The organism is Streptomyces sp. NPDC037100, assembly GCF_055606225.1.
In genome coordinates, this window is the sequence record NZ_JBVJSX010000004.1 from 217,228 (window position 1) to 235,375 (window position 18,148).

The 18,148-nt window shown below is 70.8% G+C and carries 16 protein-coding genes and 1 tRNA gene; 8 read left to right on the forward strand and 9 right to left on the reverse strand.

The window, feature by feature from the left end; genetic code table 11:
- Positions 1–82: 82 nt before the first annotated feature.
- On the forward strand, positions 83–727 hold the full coding sequence (locus ACZ7EG_RS15175) for a MerR family transcriptional regulator (RefSeq protein ID WP_471077632.1): 645 nt from the start codon (positions 83–85) through the stop codon (positions 725–727).
- A gap of 604 nt (positions 728–1,331) precedes the next feature.
- Positions 1,332–2,216, forward strand: a complete 885-nt coding sequence (locus ACZ7EG_RS15180; RefSeq protein ID WP_471078789.1) for a recombinase family protein — start codon at positions 1,332–1,334, stop codon at positions 2,214–2,216.
- A 55-nt stretch (positions 2,217–2,271) separates the two neighbouring features.
- Here ACZ7EG_RS15180 and ACZ7EG_RS15185 read toward each other — a convergent pair whose 3' ends face one another.
- The gene (locus ACZ7EG_RS15185; RefSeq protein ID WP_471077635.1) at positions 2,272–3,075 is read right to left on the reverse strand and encodes an exodeoxyribonuclease III; all 804 of its coding nucleotides are present in this window, start codon (positions 3,073–3,075) and stop codon (positions 2,272–2,274) included.
- Positions 3,076–3,202: 127 nt separating this feature from the next.
- Here ACZ7EG_RS15185 and ACZ7EG_RS15190 point away from each other — a divergent pair, with 127 nt between their 5' ends.
- Positions 3,203–3,691 (forward strand): GNAT family N-acetyltransferase, encoded by a 489-nt coding sequence (locus ACZ7EG_RS15190; RefSeq protein WP_471077638.1) that lies wholly within the window; start codon positions 3,203–3,205, stop codon positions 3,689–3,691.
- A gap of 131 nt (positions 3,692–3,822) precedes the next feature.
- On the opposite strand, the gene ACZ7EG_RS15195 is transcribed toward ACZ7EG_RS15190, so the two are convergent.
- The 7 genes from ACZ7EG_RS15195 to galU all read right to left on the reverse strand — a co-directional run bounded on the left by ACZ7EG_RS15195 (position 3,823) and on the right by galU (position 9,416).
- Positions 3,823–3,896: transfer RNA gene (locus ACZ7EG_RS15195), tRNA-Ala, on the reverse strand.
- 83 nt (positions 3,897–3,979) lie between these two features.
- A complete protein-coding gene (gene sepX / locus ACZ7EG_RS15200; RefSeq protein ID WP_471077641.1) occupies positions 3,980–5,227 on the reverse strand; it encodes a divisome protein SepX/GlpR in 1,248 nt (415 codons plus the stop codon).
- Between the two features lie 172 nt (positions 5,228–5,399).
- Entirely contained in the window at positions 5,400–6,026 is a 627-nt protein-coding gene (locus tag ACZ7EG_RS15205) for a GNAT family N-acetyltransferase (RefSeq protein ID WP_471077644.1), read from the reverse strand.
- A 17-nt stretch (positions 6,027–6,043) separates the two neighbouring features.
- Positions 6,044–6,580: a MogA/MoaB family molybdenum cofactor biosynthesis protein gene (locus tag ACZ7EG_RS15210; protein ID WP_471077647.1), complete on the reverse strand. Its 537-nt coding sequence runs from the start codon at positions 6,578–6,580 to the stop codon at positions 6,044–6,046.
- The gene (moaC, locus tag ACZ7EG_RS15215; RefSeq protein WP_471077650.1) at positions 6,577–7,086 is read right to left on the reverse strand and encodes a cyclic pyranopterin monophosphate synthase MoaC; all 510 of its coding nucleotides are present in this window, start codon (positions 7,084–7,086) and stop codon (positions 6,577–6,579) included. The genes ACZ7EG_RS15210 and moaC overlap by 4 nt, the downstream gene beginning before the upstream one ends.
- Before the next feature lie 82 nt (positions 7,087–7,168).
- Positions 7,169–8,509: a molybdotransferase-like divisome protein Glp gene (gene glp / locus ACZ7EG_RS15220; RefSeq protein WP_471077653.1), complete on the reverse strand. Its 1,341-nt coding sequence runs from the start codon at positions 8,507–8,509 to the stop codon at positions 7,169–7,171.
- 4 nt (positions 8,510–8,513) lie between these two features.
- The gene (gene galU / locus ACZ7EG_RS15225; protein WP_471077656.1) at positions 8,514–9,416 is read right to left on the reverse strand and encodes a UTP--glucose-1-phosphate uridylyltransferase GalU; all 903 of its coding nucleotides are present in this window, start codon (positions 9,414–9,416) and stop codon (positions 8,514–8,516) included.
- A gap of 168 nt (positions 9,417–9,584) precedes the next feature.
- On the opposite strand from galU, the gene ACZ7EG_RS15230 reads away from it, so the two are divergent.
- Positions 9,585–10,133 (forward strand): 5-formyltetrahydrofolate cyclo-ligase, encoded by a 549-nt coding sequence (locus ACZ7EG_RS15230; RefSeq protein WP_471077659.1) that lies wholly within the window; start codon positions 9,585–9,587, stop codon positions 10,131–10,133.
- Positions 10,134–10,191: 58 nt separating this feature from the next.
- On the opposite strand, the gene ACZ7EG_RS15235 is transcribed toward ACZ7EG_RS15230, so the two are convergent.
- Positions 10,192–13,044, reverse strand: coding sequence for a penicillin acylase family protein (locus tag ACZ7EG_RS15235; protein WP_471077662.1), 2,853 nt, complete (start codon positions 13,042–13,044; stop codon positions 10,192–10,194).
- Between the two features lie 238 nt (positions 13,045–13,282).
- Here ACZ7EG_RS15235 and ACZ7EG_RS15240 point away from each other — a divergent pair, with 238 nt between their 5' ends.
- The 4 genes from ACZ7EG_RS15240 to ACZ7EG_RS15255 all read left to right on the forward strand — a co-directional run bounded on the left by ACZ7EG_RS15240 (position 13,283) and on the right by ACZ7EG_RS15255 (position 17,695).
- Positions 13,283–14,812: a potassium/proton antiporter gene (locus ACZ7EG_RS15240; RefSeq protein ID WP_471077665.1), complete on the forward strand. Its 1,530-nt coding sequence runs from the start codon at positions 13,283–13,285 to the stop codon at positions 14,810–14,812.
- A 267-nt stretch (positions 14,813–15,079) separates the two neighbouring features.
- Positions 15,080–16,372 (forward strand): MFS transporter, encoded by a 1,293-nt coding sequence (locus tag ACZ7EG_RS15245; RefSeq protein ID WP_471077668.1) that lies wholly within the window; start codon positions 15,080–15,082, stop codon positions 16,370–16,372.
- A 67-nt stretch (positions 16,373–16,439) separates the two neighbouring features.
- A complete protein-coding gene (locus ACZ7EG_RS15250; RefSeq protein ID WP_471077671.1) occupies positions 16,440–16,757 on the forward strand; it encodes an FmdB family zinc ribbon protein in 318 nt (105 codons plus the stop codon).
- A gap of 77 nt (positions 16,758–16,834) precedes the next feature.
- Positions 16,835–17,695, forward strand: coding sequence for an S-methyl-5'-thioadenosine phosphorylase (locus ACZ7EG_RS15255; RefSeq protein WP_402706346.1), 861 nt, complete (start codon positions 16,835–16,837; stop codon positions 17,693–17,695).
- Positions 17,696–18,148 lie beyond the last annotated feature (453 nt).

The window sequence follows — 18,148 nt, forward strand, 5'->3', positions numbered from 1 at the left end:
AATGGGAGCGTAGGGCAGTGGCGTACTGATGGGTAGGGGGCGGGGCAAGGAAGTTACCCGCAGTACGCCTTAAGGTGCCCAGGTGGCCGAGAAGCGTGAATACCGCATGGAAGAGCTGGCCCGCCTCGCCGGGATCACGGTGCGCACCCTGCGCTTCTACCGCGAACGCAAACTGATCCCGCCACCCCGCCGCGAGGGCCGCATCGCCTGGTACGACGACCGCCACCTGGCCCGGTTGCGCACGATCACGACCCTGCTGGAACGCGGCCACACCCTCAACGGCATCGCGGAACTCGCGGAGGCCTTCGACCACGGCCGGGACGTCGGCGACCTGCTCGGCGTCGGCGGCCCCACCGAGGAGGAGCCCGTCCATCTCACCCCCGAGGAACTCGCCGGCCACTTCGCCGGCGAGGCCACTCCGGAGAACCTCGCCGCCGCGATGGAACTCGGCTACCTCGGCACCGACGGCGAGGAGATCGTCCACATCAGCCGCCGCCTCCTGGACGTCTCCGCGGCCCTGGTCCACGAGGGCATCCCCCTCGCGGAGCTCCTCCGCGCGGCCCAGCAGGTCCGCACCCACGCCGACGCCCTGGCCGACCTCTTCACCGACCTGGTCCTCCGCCACGCCTCCGCCCAGGACCTGCCCCGCCTGCGCCCCCTGGCCCGCAGCGTGATGGAGGCGGAGCTTTCGCTGGCGCTGGACCGGAGGATGCGGAACCAGGCATAGACACCGAGGACGCCGCACACCTCAACTGTCCGGCAGTACGAAACATTCACTCCATCGAGGCACTTTCCAGACGGTCACCGGCGAAACCGCGTTCGCTCTCCCAGAGTGAGATCGAAAAGGCCCCGGCGGCTGTGCGACCAGCCCCGGGGTATGGCCGACCCTTGCATGGAGCGTCGACGTGCCCAAGCGTAGTCCTCAACCATCACGACCGGCTTCGGCTCCGGCCGGACATCCACGAGCTCTGGGAGCCGTGCGTCTCAGCTATCTGACCGAAGTGACCACGTCACCCCGCAGACAGCGCACCTCGATCCAGCGGTGCGCCCAGCGGCTGGGCTTCACATTGATCGCCGAAGCCTCAGACCTTGGCGTGTCCGCGCGCAAGATGTCGCCCTTCGAGAGGCCTGCACTGTCTGCCTGGCTGCAGCGCCAAATACGAAGCCATCGTGTGGTCGCATCTCGATCGCGCCGTCCGCTCGGTGGCCCACATGTCCGAGTTGATCGAGTGGAGCCGGCAGTGCTCTACGACGCTCGTCTTCGGCATGCCCGAGGAAGGTCAGCCGCTCGTGTCACACCGCGGGCCAACGACGACGCGATCCGCCAATGCATGAATCTGGCCTATGCCGCGGAGCAAGAGACCCGCGCCATTTCCGCTCGTCTCACCAGCGCCCACGAAGTGCTGCGAGCCACTGGCCGATACGGCGGGGGCCTGGTTCCGTTCGGGTACAAGAAGGCACCGCACCCCTCGGGCATCGGGTGGTGTCTGGCTCCCGACCCGGAGACTGTCACCGTTGTCCGCGCGATCGTGGACGACGTCCACTCGGGACTGTCCCTGGTGGCCATCGCTCACAAACTCGAGACTGCGGGCGTCTTGGTGCCACGCGATCGCCACGCCCAGCTGCAGGGACGCCCCACGGGTGGGCGACGCCACGGACGCGACTTCGCGCGTTTTCGCTGGACAGCAGGCAGCCTGTGCAAGATCCTCCGTACCCCGGCACTTATGGGCCACCGGGTTCACAAGGGGATGACCGTCCGTGACGCTGAGGGCTCACCCGTGCTGATCGGCCCCCCGCTCCTCGCTGAAGAGGAGTTCCAGGCCCTCCAGGACGCCCTCAACGCCCGCTCGAACGGCACCCACCCCAAGGGGCGGGAGACGTCGCTGCTCATCGGGGTCGCGCATTGCACCGGGTGCGGTGGCCGCATGTACTTCGCCGCCCGAAGGGCGTATGCGTACGGTGACTACGTCTGCCGTGCCTCTGCCCGCGGCGTGACCTGCCCAGCTCCCGCTGCCATCCGCGCCGACTGGCTCGACGAGTACACCGTCAGCCGCTACCGCGAGGCGTTCGCCACGGACGGCGAGGTGCCCCGGGGGCAGCTCCTCGGGGATCGAGTTCGTGTCATGGTCGCCAAGGGGCGGTCGGGCGGCGGACCGGAGCGATTGGTCGGGCCCGATACCTCCCGGCTGACCTTCACGATCGAGTCGTGTCCCTGATCCGCCCTACGGCGCATGAGGGTGTGCCGAGTGTCGGCACCCCCCCCAAATCGCCTCACATCTCGAAGACGACCGTCACGGGGGCGTGATCCGACCACCGTTCGTCATGGCTGGCCGCCCGCTCCACAAACGCCTTGACCGCCCTCTCCGCGAGCCCTGGGGTCGCGACGGCGAGATCGATCCGCCAACCCGTATCCCGATCGAAGGCCCGCCCCCGGTACGACCACCACGAGTACGGCCCCTCGACGTCCGGGTGCAGGGCGCGTACGACGTCGACGTACCCACCGTCGGCCGCGTCGAAGACCCGCCCCAGCCATTCCCGCTCCTCCGGCAGGAACCCCGAGCTCTTCTGGTTGCCGCGCCAGTTCTTCAGGTCGGCCCGCTGGTGGGCGATGTTCCAGTCGCCGCAGACGAGCACCTCGCGTCCGTCGGCGGCCGCACGCTCCCGCAGCCCCTTCAGGTAGGCGAGGAACTCGCCCATGAAGCGTTCCTTCTCGTTTTGCCGCTCGGTGCCGACCTCGCCGGAGGGCAGGTAGAGGGAAGCGACGGTGACCCCCGGCAGGTCGACCTCCACGTACCGCCCGCTGCCGTCGAACTCCTCCGAGCCGAATCCGATCCGGACCCGGTCGGGCTCGCGGCGGCTGTACAGGGACACCCCGGCCCGTCCCTTGGCGGCGGCCGGCGCGTGCACCACGTGCCACCCCTCGGGCGTGCGGACGCACTCCGGCAACTGCTCCGGCTCGGCGCGCACCTCCTGCAGGCACAGCACATCGGCTTCGGTGTCGGCGAGCCACTCCACGAAACCCTTCTTCGCGGCGGCGCGCAGCCCGTTCACATTCACAGAGGTCACTGTCAGCAAAACACTCTCCTCGACATCACAGGCGACCTCATCGGCAGGACCCGTTGTCGGAGGTCACAGTGAGTACCCCGGCACGATACCGGCACGCTGGACGAGGTCCAGTTCCGGATCGAATACGGTAGCGGCCATGCACATACGCCGGGTCTCCTTCGACCATCCCGACGCCATGAAGCTGAACGACCAGGTCCAGGCCGAGTACGCCGTCCGCTACGGCGACGACGGCGACGCCACGCCCATGGCCGCCGCGGACTTCGACCCGCCGAACGGCGTGTACCTGATCGCGTACGACGAGCACGGCACCCCCGTCGCCTCGGGCGGCTGGCGCGCCCAGGACACCAACGGCGAGGGCAACCTCGACGGCGACGCCGAGCTCAAGCGCATGTACGTGGTCGACGCCATGCGCGGCCGGGGCCTGGCCCGGCGCGTCCTGGCCGCTCTGGAGGAGGACGCACGCACGGCCGGCCGCGTCCGCATGGTCCTGGAGACCGGCACCAAGCAGCCCGAGGCCATTGCCCTGTACACGTCCAGCGGCTACGAGCCGTGCGCCAAATTCGGCTACTACCGCCACCACGAGGCGAGCCGGTGCTTCGCCAAGGACCTGCGGCCGGCCGGCTGACGGGCACTCAGCGACGGCTCCGGCTGTGGCCCGTGTCACGCGGTGCGGGCCGCCGCCGCCCGTCGCTCACCGTCCGGGGCCTGAACATACGTCAGAGCCCGGTCGGTTTCCCGACCGGGCTCTGAGCTGCGTGGACCTGAGGGGATTTGAACCCCTGGCCCCCTCGATGCGAACGAGGTGCGCTACCGGACTGCGCCACAGGCCCTTGCAACGAGTGAAACTTTAGCACCCCGATCGGCCTGCTTGGAAATCCGTTCCCCAGGGGCGGTCACCTGCGGCTTCGCGGCGCTACTCGTTCGCGGCCCGGGGCCGCTCCCCGTCCTCGTACTGGTCGAACAGCGGGGTGCGGCCGCGCTCCCGGGCCCGCCGGGCGGAGGCCGCCCTGGGGGTCTCCCCGCGCGAGCGCGTTCGAGCGTGGGGGACGGCGTCGGTGAGTCCGTCGCCGTCGCCGGTGTCCTGGGCGGACGGGTGCGGCTCGCCCGGATGGTCGGCGCCGGAGTCGTCGTCCGCGTCGGGGGTCACCGTGCTCGACCGGGCCGAGCTCCAGGTGTCGGGGGCACCGAGGTCCACGTCGCTGGTGGCCCGCGGGGCGACCGGGGCCGTCACGTAGGTGGGCAGAGGCACCGGCACCGGCTCCCAGCTGTCGCCGCCCTGCCCGGGCCGCCGCTGCCGCTCGCGCTGCTGGTCGACCCACTCCGCGTGGTCGGTCTGCTCGACGAGGGCGCGCCGGTCCGCCGCGAGGGCGGAGAGGCCGGGGTCGGTCACCGACTCGGGTCCCTCCTCCGGTTCGTCGCTCTCCTCGTCGGCCATGGCCCGCCGACGGGGCTGGCGCTGCCGCTCCCGCAGGCGCTGGGCCGCGGCCTCGGCCATCCGGCGGTCCATCTGGTAGGCGAAGCGACGCCGCTCCTGGGAGCGCAGATGGGCGATGTAGACGCTGAGCATGACCGCGGGCACGCCGGGAGCCCACAGGAACGCGAGTCCTCCGACCGCGGCGACGATCGCGCCGAGGGTGAAGGCGAGGAACAGCATGGTGGTGGTGCGCCGACGGCGCGCGAGGACCTTCGAGCGCCGGGCTCGCGCTGCGGCCGCCTGGTCCGCCTGCGCCGAGGCGCCGCGCCGGGCGGCGGGCACCCGCTCCCGGGGGGGCCCGGTGCGTGCCGCGTCGGATGCGGGCGACTGCCGGGCCTGGGGTTCGGGGGTGGCCGGGCGGGCCGGCTGCTCGGGGGCGGGCGACGGTACGGGTGCCTGGGTCTGCGGACGGGTCTTGGACACGGCGAAGGCCCGGACGTCCACCGAGTCGGTGACGGCGTCCGGGGCGTCGGCGTCCTGCTCCCCCTCGTCGGTGGAGCGCGCCCGCAGGTCCTTGGCGTACCGGCGCTCCATGCCCGCCCGTCCGGACAGCAGCCGGATGGCGGTGCTGAAGCGTTCCGTCGGACGGGCCTCGTTCAGCTCGTCCTGCCTACGGAGCCACATCGGCACCAAGTAGGCGGCCCAGGCCCCGACAATGACTGCGTAGATGAGGCCGCTGCTGCTCACGTCTCACACCGTAGAGGGGTTTGTGTGAGGCCATCTGCCAATTGAGCCGGTGTGTCGCACGATCTGGCTGATATTTCGAACTTTTTTTGTGACCGATGCGATCAGCAGACCGCTCAGGCCGGGAATTCATTGCCCCGAGACGGTCATCGACCGATCAATTTCGAACATATATTCAATTTCCGGGGTGGCGCCGCATTCCCGGGTTGCTCTGCGACCGTGCCCGGTGCCAGCGCTTCAGCAAGCCGTCCGGCACCTCCTCGGCCGTGAGGGCGAAGACGAGATGGTCGCGCCATGCTCCGTCGATGTGGAGATAGCGCGGCCGCAGCCCCTCCTCGCGGAATCCGAGTTTTTCCACGACCCGGCGGCTGGGCCCGTTCTCCGGGCGAATGCAGACTTCGATGCGGTGCAGCCCGACGGTGCGGAAACAGTGGTCCACGACGAGCGCCACCGACGTCGGCATCACCCCGCGGCCGGCCACCGACTCGTCCACCCAGTAACCGACGTGCCCCGAGCACATCGAGCCCCAGGTGATCCCGGCGACGGTCAACTGCCCGACCAGCCGCCCCTGGTACTCGATGACGAAGGGCAGCATCCGGCCCGCGTTCGCCTCGGACCTCAGGTGGCGGACCATCTGGCGGAAGGTCGGGCGGTGTGTCATCGGCCCGCCAGGCGTGGGCGGCGGGATCGTCGCCTCCCAGGGGCGCAGCCAGTCGCGGTTACGCCGGTTGACCTCGCGCCATGCCCGCTGGTCGCGCAGCTTTATCGGCCTGAGGACGATGTCGCCGTCCACCAGCTCCACGGGCCAGGATGGGCTGTTCAGCTCGCACCCCCGCTGCCGGGTCTGGGGTGGTCGCCGCCCCGGAGCTGCTCGACGGCGTGGACGAGCAGCGGTTCCAGGACGGCGAGGCCGTCCTTCACGCCGCCGCTGGAGCCGGGCAGATTGACGATCAGCGTGCCGCCCGCCACCCCGGCCAGGCCCCGGGAGAGTGCCGCGGTCGGCACCTTCTCCCGGCCGAACGCGCGGATGGCCTCGGCGATGCCCGGTACCTCGTGGTCGATCACGCGGCGCGTCGCCTCGGGCGTGCGGTCGGTGGGCGAGATGCCCGTGCCGCCGGTGGTGACGATGACGTCGTAGCCGGCGTCGACACCGGCGCGCAGGGCGGCCTCCACCGGGTCGCCGTCGGGGACGACCTGGGGGCCGTCGACCTCGAAGCCGAAGCGCTTCAGGCCGTCGGCGATCAACGGGCCGCCCTTGTCCTCGTAGATGCCGGCGGCGGCCCGGTTCGAGGCCGTGACGACGAGAGCGGCGTACGGCGCGGGCAGTGCGCCGCCGACCGGCGCGTCCAGTGTCATGCCCGGCTCCAGTCGCCCGACTTGCCGCCCGTCTTCTCCTCCACCCGTACGTCCGTGATGACCGCTCCCTTGTCGACCGCCTTGACCATGTCGATCACGGTGAGCGCGGCGACGGAGACCGCGGTGAGGGCCTCCATCTCGACACCCGTGCGGTCCGTCGTCTTCACGGTGGCCAGGATCTCCACGGCGTCGTCCGCGACCGACAGGTCCAGTTTCACACCGGACACCGACAACGGGTGACAGAGCGGGATCAGATCGGGGGTGCGTTTGGCGCCCATGATCCCGGCGATCCGCGCGGTCGCGAGGGCGTCGCCCTTGGGGACGCCCTCGCCGCGCAGCAGCTCGATCACGCGGGGCGAGACGAGGACGCGTCCGCTGGCGCGGGCGGTGCGCGCGGTCACGTCCTTCTCCGACACGTCGACCATGCGGGCGGCGCCCGCCTCGTCGATGTGCGTCAGCCGGTCCGGCGTCCGGCCGTCCTTCGGGGATGGGTCCTGCGTGCTCATGCTGTGTGGCGCTCCCGGTCCGGGCCCGTGGCGGTGCGGCGCATGGGCCTGTTGTGCGCGACACGGTACCCCCAACCAGGGGCTATCGGCCGAGCAGGACCACCTCGACCTCGGTGCCGGGTTCGACGGAGACGGTGTCCTCGGGGACGGCGATCAGGGCGTCCGCGCGGGCGAGGGCGGCGACCAGGTGGGACCCGGCGCCGCCGACCGGCGTGACCTTGCCGTCGGCGTACGTGCCGCGCAGGAACTGCCGGCGGCCCTTCGGGGAGGTCAGCGCCTTGCCGGCGGACAGGGTCGCCCGGGTCGTCGGGCGGTGGACGTCCTTCAGCCCCATGAGGGTGCGGATCGCGGGGCGGACGAACAGTTCGAAGGAGACGTACGACGACACCGGGTTGCCGGGCAGGGCCAGCAGCGGGGTGTGGTCGGGGCCGATGGAGCCGAAGCCCTGGGGCTTGCCGGGCTGCATGGCGAGCTTGCGGAACTCGATGCCGCTGCCGGCCTCGTCCTCGTCGCCGACGTGGGACAGGGCCTCCTTGACCACGTCGTACGCGCCGACACTCACGCCTCCGGTGGTCACCACCAGGTCGGCGCGGACCAGCTGGTCCTCGATGGTGGAGCGCAGGGTCTCGGCGTCGTCGGCGACTGCTCCCACGCGGTAGGCGATGGCGCCGGCGTCGCGGGCGGCGGCGGTGAGGGCGAAGCTGTTGGAGTCGTAGATCTGACCGGTGCCCAGTTCCGTGTCCGGCTGGACGAGTTCGCTGCCGGTGGAGAGCACCACCACGCGCGGGCGCGGGCGTACCCGGACGGTGCCGCGGCCGATCGCGGCGAGCAGGGAGATCTGGGGCGGGCCGAGGACGGTGCCGGCCTCCAGGGCGCGGTCGCCGGCCTTCACGTCGCTGCCCTTCGCGCGCACGTGCGCGCGGGCCTCGGCCGGGCGGTACACGTGCACGAGCCCGGTGGCGCCCTCGGGGCCGAGGCTGCGGGCACGCATGCCGTGCACCGCGCCCTCGCCGAGGCCGCCGTCGGTCCACTCGACGGGCACGACCGTCTCGGCGCCGGGCGGCAGCGGGGCGCCGGTCATGATGCGGGCGGCCTGACCGGGGCCCACCGGGAGCAGTTCGGCCTGGCCCGCGGCGACGTCCCCGACGACCTCCAGGGCCGCCGGGAACTCCTCGCTCGCGCCCGCGACGTCCGCGACCCGTACCGCATAGCCGTCCATCGAGCTGTTGTCGAAGGGCGGCAGGGACACCGGCACCGTGATGTCCTCGACGAGGACGCAGCCCTGGGCGTCGAGCAGGTGCAGCTCGATGGGTTCCAGGGGCCGGACGGTGGCGAGGATGTCCTCCAGGTGCTCGTCCACCGACCAGAGGTGGTCGGGGCCGAAGTCGTCCTGGCCGGTGACGTGGGGCGCGGCGCTGCTCAACGTGCTACATCTCCTCGGCTACGTAACTGCGAAGCCAGGTCCGGAAGTCCGGGCCCAGGTCTTCACGTTCGCATGCGAGTCGGACAATGGCACGCAGGTAGTCGCCACGGTCGCCGGTGTCATAGCGGCGGCCCTTGAAGACGACGCCGTGCACCGGGCCGCCGATCTTCTCGTCCTCGGCGAGCTGCTGGAGGGCGTCGGTGAGCTGGATCTCACCGCCGCGGCCGGGCTCGGTCCGGCGCAGTATCTCGAAGATGTGCGGGTCGAGGACGTAGCGGCCGATGATGGCGTAGTTGGAGGGCGCGTCGGCCGGGTCGGGCTTCTCGACGAGGCCGCTGACCTGGACGACGTCGCTGTCCTCGGTGGTCTCCACGGCCGCGCATCCGTAGAGGTGGATCTGCTCGGGGGCGACCTCCATGAGCGCGACGACGCTGCCGCCGCGCTGCTCCTGGACCTCGACCATGCGCTGCAGCAGCGGGTCGCGGGGGTCGATGAGGTCGTCGCCGAGGAGGACCGCGAAGGGCTCGTCGCCCACGTGCGGTGCGGCGCACAGGACGGCGTGGCCGAGGCCCTTGGGGTCGCCCTGGCGGACGTAGTGCATGGTCGCGAGGTCGCTGGACTCCTGCACCTTGGCGAGGCGGCCGGCGTCGCCCTTCTTCTGCAGGGCGGACTCGAGCTCGTAGTTACGGTCGAAGTGGTCCTCGAGGGGGCGCTTGTTGCGGCCCGTCACCATGAGGACGTCGTCGAGACCCGCGGCGACAGCCTCCTCGACCACGTACTGGATCGCGGGCTTGTCCACGACCGGCAGCATCTCCTTGGGAGTGGCTTTGGTGGCCGGCAGGAACCGGGTGCCGAGGCCTGCTGCGGGAATGACAGCCTTGCTGATCCGAGGGTGCAACTGAGTCATGGCGGCCACCCTATCCGGTGCCTTTGCATGGAATCTGCGGCTCCGGTTCATAGGAGCTCATATGAGCGTATTGCGACGGTACGGGAGCAACCATTGAGGCCTATCGCACGTCCGGGCGAGCCTGACAAGCGGAGTTTGCGGCGCGGGTTCCTCGCGGTGAGGAGCAGGTTGACGGTGGATGACCTGCGGGAAACGTCGGCCGCGCTGGCCGGGCGGGCGCTGGAGCTGCCCGAGTTGGCGGGGGCCGGCACGGTCGCGGCGTACGTCTCCGTGGGGAGTGAACCGGGCACACTCGCGCTCCTGGACGCTCTGCGCGCCCGGGGGGTGCGCGTGCTGCTTCCGGTCCTGCTGCCCGACAACGACCTCGACTGGGGCACGTACGAGGGTGAGGGCTCGCTCGCGTCCGTCCGGCACGGCTCCAGGATGGCCCTCCTGGAGCCCGCGGGCGAGCGCCTCGGGCCGGACGCCGTGACCACCGCCGACGCCGTACTGCTGCCGGGGCTCGCGGTGGACGCGCGCGGGATGCGGCTCGGGCGGGGCGGCGGCTCGTACGACCGGGTCCTGGCACGGCTGGAGCGGGCGGGCGCTCATCCCGTCCTGGTGGTGCTGCTGTACGACTCCGAGGTCGTCGGACACGTCCCGGAGGAGCCGCACGACCGGCCGGTGCACGCGGTGGTGACACCGTCGGGGGTACGGCGGTTCGGGCAGGCGCCCTGACGCGAAGCGGCCCTCCACGCGCGCGTGGAGGGCCGCTCGTCCTGCCGGCGTCAGTGGCTCACGGCTTGAGCACCAGCTTGTCGGCCGTGCTCTTCTCGACCGCCTGGTCCGAGAAGGCCCACGGCAGCAGTTCACCGTCGGCCCACTTGTCGGTCTGGTCGACGTAATGGGAGCTGTAGGCGTGCCCGGAGGCGCCGGTGAGGTTGATCCACTTCGACTTGTCGAGGTCGCCGAGGTTCACCACCATCCGCATGGACGGCACCCACACCACCCCGTATCCGCCGGCCGCGTTCCAGCCGGTCGCGTTGACCGTGGCCTCGCCGCCACCGAGCTCCCAGGGGCCGCGGTTGAGGGCGTACTGGATGAAACCGGGGCCCGCGGTGCCGAGGGTCTGGTTCTTCAGGAACAGGCGGTGCAGCCGGCCCCAGCTCCAGGAGTCGATGTCCTTGCCGAGCTTGGCCGTCAGCTCCCAGCGGGCGTCGATCATGGCCCGCTTGAACAGCTGGTCGCGGTTGTGGGCGGCGGGGCGGGTGCGCACCTCGGGAGTCGTCCACCAGTCGCTGTCCGGCTGGTTCATGAGCCCCCGGACCACCTCGAACCACCGGTCGCCGCCGTCGGGCTGCGCCTGGTCCGCGTCGCGCTGGCCGCACTCGCGGACCTTCTGCGCCTCGTCGGCCGGGCCGGTGGTGTTGACCGGGTCGACCCACAGGCACTGGCCCTTGGGCCGCAGCTCCTTGGGCAGCTTGTTGCCGAAGGCGAGCTTGAGGATGTTGCGCCAGACGGCGTTGAAGTAGGCGGCTGCCGCGGAGTCGGCGTCCTGGGTGTAGTCCCAGCCCTCCAGGAGCTTCTGCGCCTCGCGGACGTCCTTGTTCTCCGGGTCGATCTTCAGCAGCGTGGGCACCAGCAGCCGGGCGATCTCACTGCTGTTGTCCAGCTGCATCTGGCGCATGTCGTCCGTGGAGATCTTGCCGCCGTCCTTGATCTTCGACTGGATCAGGTCGGTGATCCGCTGGCTGCGCGCGCCGTAGCCCCAGTCCGCGGTGAGCGTGTACGGGTACTTGTCCGAGTCGATCACGGCCTGGTTGGCGGTGACGATGTAGCCGCGCTCCGGGTTGTACTCGTAGGGCAGCGCGTCCTGCGGGATGTAGCCGGTCCAGCGGTACTCGGGATCCCAGCCGGGCGCCGGGATGGAGCCGTCGTCGTTCTTGGCGCGGAGGGGGATCTTCCCGGGCAGCGTGTAGCCGATGTGGTTCTCGTTGTCGGCGTAGATCAGGTTCTGCGAGGGCACCTCGAACTGCGATGCGGCCTTGCGGAAGTCGCCCCAGCCCTTCGCCTTGTCCATGGCGAAGACGGCGTCCATGGTGGTGCCGGGCTGCAGGGCGGTCCAGCGCAGCGCGACGCCGTAGCCGTCGCCTCTGTCGGGTGCGGCGGTGTCGACCGTGGCCTTCTTGCCGACCTTGACGAGCTCCCCGTCGCGGTCGGACAGCAGGGGACCGTTGTTGGTCTCGCGGACGACGATCTTCCTGGGCGAGCCGCCGGCGACCTTGATGGTCTCCTCGCGGGTCTCGAAGGGCTTGACCTTGCCGTCGTACAGGTAGCCGTTGCCGGTGATCTTCTCCAGGTAGAGATCCGTGACGTCGACGCCGGAGTTTGTCATGCCCCAGGCGATGTCCTGGTTGTGACCGATTATCACGCCCGGCATGCCGGCGAAGGTGTAGCCGCTGACGTCGTACTGGCAGGTGCTGGAGACGCTGCGGCAGTGCAGGCCCATCTGGTACCAGACCGACGGCAGGGACGGCGACAGGTGCGGGTCGTTGGCCAGCAGCGGCTTGCCGGTGATGGTGTACTCCCCGCTCACGACCCAGGAGTTGGAGCCGATGCCGTCGCCGTTCACGCCGACGGCCGGCGGGAGGTCGTCCAGGACCCGGGTCAGGCCGCCGAGCTGGCTGTCCAGGCCCGCGGTGCCCGAGGCGCCGGAGGCGGTGCCGCTCGCGCCCGAGGCCGTACCCGAGGCGGCGCCCTGGGCACCTGCGGTTCCGGCAGAGGCTCCCGCGGTGCCGCCGGTGCCGCTCGTGCCGGATGTACCGCTCGTGCCGGACGCGCCGGACGTGCCGCTCGAGCCGCCCTGCTCGAACGCGCTCGTCAGCTCGCTGTACTGGCCCTCCTGGACGATCGCCTTGTTCCGGCTGTACGGGTACTTCGGGTACAGGTCGGCGATCTGCTTCGGGCCGAGGCGGCTGGTCAGCAGGGCGCGGTCGATCTCGTCCTGCATGTTGCCGCGCAGGTCCCAGGCCATCGCCTTGAGCCAGGAGATCGAGTCGACCGGGGTCCACGCCTGCGGCTTGTAGTCGTTGGTGAAGCCCAGCGCCGCGTACTCCAGGGAGATGTCCTCGTCGTCCTTGCCCTGGAGGTAGGAGTTGACGCCCTTGGCGTACGCCTGGAGATGTTTCTTCGTCGAGGCCGACAGCTTGGTGTCGTACTCCTGCTTGGCGACCCGGTCCCAGCCGAGGGTGCGCAGGAACTCGTCGTTGTCGACCTGGCTCTTGCCGAACATCTCCGACAGCCGGCCGGAGGCCATGTGGCGGCGGACGTCCATCTCGTAGAACCGGTCCTGCGCCTGGACGTAGCCCTGCGCCATGAACAGGTCCGCGTCGGAGGAGGCGTAGATCTGCGGGATGCCGTAGTTGTCGCGTTTGACTTCGACGGGACCCGAGAGGCCCTTCAGCGTCAGGGTGCCCTTGGTCTGCGGGAAGGAGGCCCGGACGGTACTGATGGACCAGTACGACCCGTACGCCACGCCTCCTATGAGGGACAGCACGAGGACGAGCACGATAAGTCGGGCTTTGCGCCCCTTTCTCCTGCCGGACTTGCCGGGCTGCTGACCCGTGGAGGCGGTGGTGTTGGGGGGCATCGCTGTCCTTGCTGTCCTAACGCGAGCGGCAGGTTCGGCTGTGCTTTTAACTGAGCGCTGGAGCAACGATAGGCGCAGGGCCTTCCGCCCCTTGACGCGGAGTCGAGAACCGGCACGGACTGACGTTCGATCTTGCACCTCGAAGCGTCAAGATTTCGTCAAGAGTTAGGTAAGGTAACGAAGTAGTTGACGCGCTGCGCCACAGCGTCATGTGCGATGTACGTGAGCCCACGCGCGCGTGCGTGCGGGCCAGGGAAGGATTCGGCCGCTGACTGTTCACCACCTCAACCAGCTCCTGCTCGTCTGCTCGCTCGTCCTGCTCGTCGCCGTCGCAGCGGTACGGATCTCCTCGCGCAGCGGGCTCCCCAGCCTGCTCGTGTACCTGGGGATCGGTGTCGCCATGGGCCAGGACGGCGTGGGCGACATCCACTTCGACAACGCCGAGCTGACCCAGGTCATCGGATACGCGGCCCTGGTCGTGATCCTGGCCGAGGGCGGTCTGGGCACGAAGTGGAAGGAGATCAAGCCCGCACTGCCGGCCGCCACGGCACTGGCGCTGGCCGGTGTCGCGGTGAGTGTCGGGGTCACGGCGTCGGCGGCCCACTACCTGATCGGGCTTGAGTGGCGGCAGGCGCTCATCATCGGGGCGATCGTCTCCTCGACCGACGCGGCGGCGGTGTTCTCGGTGCTGCGGAAGATCCCCCTGCCCTCACGCGTGACGGGCATGCTCGAGGCGGAGTCCGGCTTCAACGACGCCCCGGTGGTCATCCTCGTGGTCTCCCTGTCCACGGCAGGCCCGGTCGATCACTGGTACGTGCTGCTTGGCGTGATCCTGCTGGAGCTGGCCATCGGTGCGGCGATCGGGCTCGCGGTGGGCTGGCTGGGCGCCTGGGGCCTCAGGCACGTGGCCCTGCCGGCCTCCGGCCTGTACCCGATCGCCGTGATGGCGATCGCCGTGGTGGCGTACGCGGCGGGCGCGCTGGCCCACGGCAGCGGTTTCCTCGCGGTGTACCTCGCCGCGATGGTGATGGGCAACGCGCGGCTGCCGCACTGGCCGGCCACCCGCGGCTTCGCCGACGGGCTGGGCTGGATGGCCCAGATCGGCATGTTCGTCCTGCTCGGCCTCCTGGTCACCCCGCACGAGCTGGGCGACGACATCGTGCCCGCGCTGGTCATCGGGCTGGTGCTGACCATGGTGGCGCGTCCGCTGAGCGTGGTGTTCTGCCTGACGCCGTTCCGGGTGTCCTGGCAGGAGCAGGCCCTGATGTCCTGGGCGGGGCTGCGCGGGGCGGTGCCCATCATCCTGGCGACCATCCCCATGGTGGAGGGCGTGGACGCCAGCCGCCGGATCTTCAACATGGTCTTCATCCTGGTCGTCGTCTACACCCTGGTGCAGGGCCCGACGCTGCCGTGGCTGGGCCGCAAGCTGCGGCTCGGCGACGGTTCGGAGGCCGCCGACCTCGGCATCGAGTCGGCGCCGCTGGAGCGGCTGCGCGGGCATCTGCTGTCCGTGGCGATCCCCGGCGAATCGAAGATGCACGGCGTGGAGGTGGGCGAGCTGCGGCTGCCGCACGGCGCCGCCGTGACCCTCATCGTGCGCGGGGGCGAGTCCTTCGTTCCGCTGCCGACGACGATTCTGCAACGCGGGGACGAGCTCCTCGTGGTCGCCACGGACCCCGTCCGGGACGCGACCGAGAACCGGCTGCGGGCCGTGGGACACGGCGGCAAGCTGGCCGGCTGGCTGGGGACGGGCGGGGCGGGCCGGTGAGGGGCAATTCGCACCGTTTGTGATTTACAGGGTGAGCAACCCCATGGTGCTCACTTTCACAGGCAGCCGAGCCCTTGATCCCTGTACGATGAAGGCGTTATCCAGATCGAACCAACTCTGCCTGACGCAGAGCTGGCGCGACCGTATGGCGGTCGGGACACCCCTCCTCACCGGGCCCCGGCATCTACCGCAGTTCCGCGCAAGAGGACAGCTCTCGGCGCCCCCCGCCAGGGGGCCGCGCTACCAGGCGGCAGAAAGGCACGGGCCGTGGCGTCCACGGTCACCTCGAAGGCGTCGGAGAACCCGACGCCTTCCGCTCGCCCGGGATACGGCCGGCTGCTGCGCACCCGCGGCGCCTGGACGTTCCTGATCCCCGGCTTCGCGGCACGCCAGCCGTTCGCGATGCTGACCATCTCCATCGTGCTGCTGGTGCAGCACACCACCGGCTCCTACGGAGCGGCGGGCGCCGCCGCGGCCGTCACCGGGGTCTCGATGGCCCTGTTCGCGCCCTACAGCGGACGCCTCGCCGACCGCTACGGGCAGCGCGCCGTACTGGTCCCCGGAGTGCTGCTGCACGCACTGGCCGGGCTGACGCTCACGGCGCTCGCGCTGCTGGACGCGCCCCTGTGGACGGTGTTCGTGGCGGCCGTCCCGACCGGTGCCTCGGTGCCGCAGGTCGGCCCGATGGTGCGGGCCCGCTGGGGCGTCAAGCTCAAGGACTCGCCGCTGATGACCACCGCGGCCGCCTTCGAGTCCGTCACGGACGAGCTGACCTTCGTGGTCGGACCGCTGCTGGCCACCGCCCTGTGCACGGCCGTCGACCCCGCCGCCGGACTCGTCACCGAGGCCTCGCTGACCCTGCTCGGCGGGCTGCTGTTCGCCGCGCAGAAGAGCACGCAGCCCTCGGTCGCCGGGAGCGGGCACGCGCGCGTGGAGCACGCTTCGGCACTGCGCGTCCCCGGAGTGCGCGTGCTGATCGTGACCTTCCTGGGCATCGGCACCGTCTTCGGCGGCATGCAGGTCTCGCTGGCCGCTTTCACCGAATCGATCGGCGAACCGGGCCTGAACGGCGTCCTCTACGGCGTCTTCGCCGCGGGCAACATGCTCTCCGGCGTGGTCTGCGGCGCGATCGCCTGGAAGGCGGCCCCGCAGCGGCGCCTGGTCGTCGGCTACACGGCGCTCGCCCTCACCGCGTCGGGCCTGTGGGCCGCTCACTCGGTGCCGGCCCTCGCGGGCCTCGGCCTGCTGGTCGGCATGTGCATCGCGCCCGCCCTGATCACCGGTTACACCCTGGTCGAGAGTCTGGTCCCGGCCGGCGCCCGCACCGAGGCCTTCACCTGGCTGACCGGAGCGGTGGCGCTCGGCCAGGCCGCCGCCGTCACGGTCGCCGGACAGCTGGAGGACCGCTTCTGGTCAGGCGCCGGTTTCCTGGTGCCGATGGGCGGCACCATGCTGGCCCTGGTGACCCTCCTGGCCCTGCGTTCCAGGCTGGTGGCGCGGGGCAACGGCCGGACCGTCGCACGTGGCGTGGGTCACCGCGTGCCGGTGGCAGTGGACTGAGCGGCCGGAATACGTCACTATGGATCGTCGTTAGCACTCATCGAGTGAGAGTGCCAGGAGGAAGACAGTGCCGACCTACCAGTACCAGTGCACCGAGTGCGGCGAAGGCCTCGAGGCGGTGCAGAAGTTCACCGACGACGCCCTCACCGAGTGCCCCAGCTGCAAGGGCCGCCTGAAGAAGGTGTTCTCGGCGGTCGGCATCGTCTTCAAGGGCTCCGGCTTCTACCGGAACGACAGCCGCGGCTCCTCGTCGAGCAGCTCCCCGGCGGCGAAGTCGTCGAGCACCTCGGGCTCGTCGTCCTCCGACTCCGGCTCGTCGAGCACCGCTTCGAGCTCGTCGTCGAGCACCGGCAGCTCCTCCAGCAGCAGCACCACCGCCGCATAAGGCCTGATTCTTACGGGACCCTGTCACCTTCGGGCGACGGGGTCCTCGGCGTTTCCGCCTGCGGTTAGGGTGCGGGCATGGCGAACAAGGCGAACGCGACGGACAGGGCAGGCGCCGGGATCGGCGTCATCGGCGGCTCGGGGTTCTACTCCTTCCTCGACGACGTGACCGAGATCCAGGTCGACACCCCGTACGGGCCGCCCAGCGACTCCCTCTTCCTCGGTGATGTCGCCGGCCGACGGGTCGCGTTCCTGCCGCGGCACGGACGGGGCCACCACCTGCCGCCGCACCGGATCAACTACCGCGCCAACCTGTGGGCGCTGCGCTCGGTCGGCGTGCGCCAGGTCCTCGCCCCCTGCGCCGTGGGCGGCCTGCGCCCCGAGTACGGGCCGGGCACGCTGCTGGTCCCGGACCAGCTGGTCGACCGCACGAAGTCCCGCGCGGGCACCTTCTTCGACGGGCTGCCGCTGCCCGACGGCTCGGTGCCGAACGTGGTGCACGTGTCGCTGGCCGACCCCTACTGCCCTGCCGGGCGGGCCGTCGCACTGAAGGCGGCGCGCGGCCGGGACTGGGAGCCGGTGGACGGCGGCACACTCGTCGTCGTCGAGGGGCCGCGCTTCTCGACCCGTGCGGAATCGTTGTGGCACCAGGCGCAGGGCTGGTCGGTGGTGGGCATGACCGGCCATCCCGAGGCCGCGCTCGCCCGTGAGCTGGAGCTCTGCTACACGTCCCTGACCCTGGTCACCGACCTCGACGCGGGTGCCGAGACCGGTGAGGGGGTCTCGCACGACGAGGTGCTCCGGGTGTTCGCGGCGAACGTGGACCGGCTGCGGGGAGTGCTGTTCGACGCGGTGGCGGGGTTGCCCGCGGAGGGCGAGCGGGACTGTCTGTGTGTGAGCGCGCTGGGCGGGATGGATCCGGGGTTCGTGCTGCCGTAGGCCGCTCCGGCGGCTCCTGCTGTGGCGGGTCTGGCGGCTCCTGCTGTGGCGGCTCCGGCGGCTCCTGCTGTGGCGGCTCCGGCGGCTCCTGCTTTGGCGGCTCCGGCGGCTCCTGCTGTGGCGGGTCTGGCGGCTCCTGCTGTGGCGGCTCCGGCGGCTCCTGCTGTGGCGGGTCTGGCGGCTCCTGCTGTGGCGGCTCCGGCGGCTCCGGCTGTGGCGGGTCTGGCGGCTCCGGCTGTGGCGGGTCTGGCGGCTCCTGCTGTGGCGGCTCCGGCGGCTCCTGCTGTGGCGGGTCTGGCGGCTCCTGCTTTGGCGGCTCCGGCGGCTCCTGCTGTGGCGGGTCTGGCGGCTCCTGCTTTGGCGGCTCCGGCGGCTCCTGCTGTGGCGGCTCCGGCGGCTCCTGCTGTGGCGGCTCCGGCGGCTCCTGCTGTGGCGGCTCCGGCGGCTCCTGCT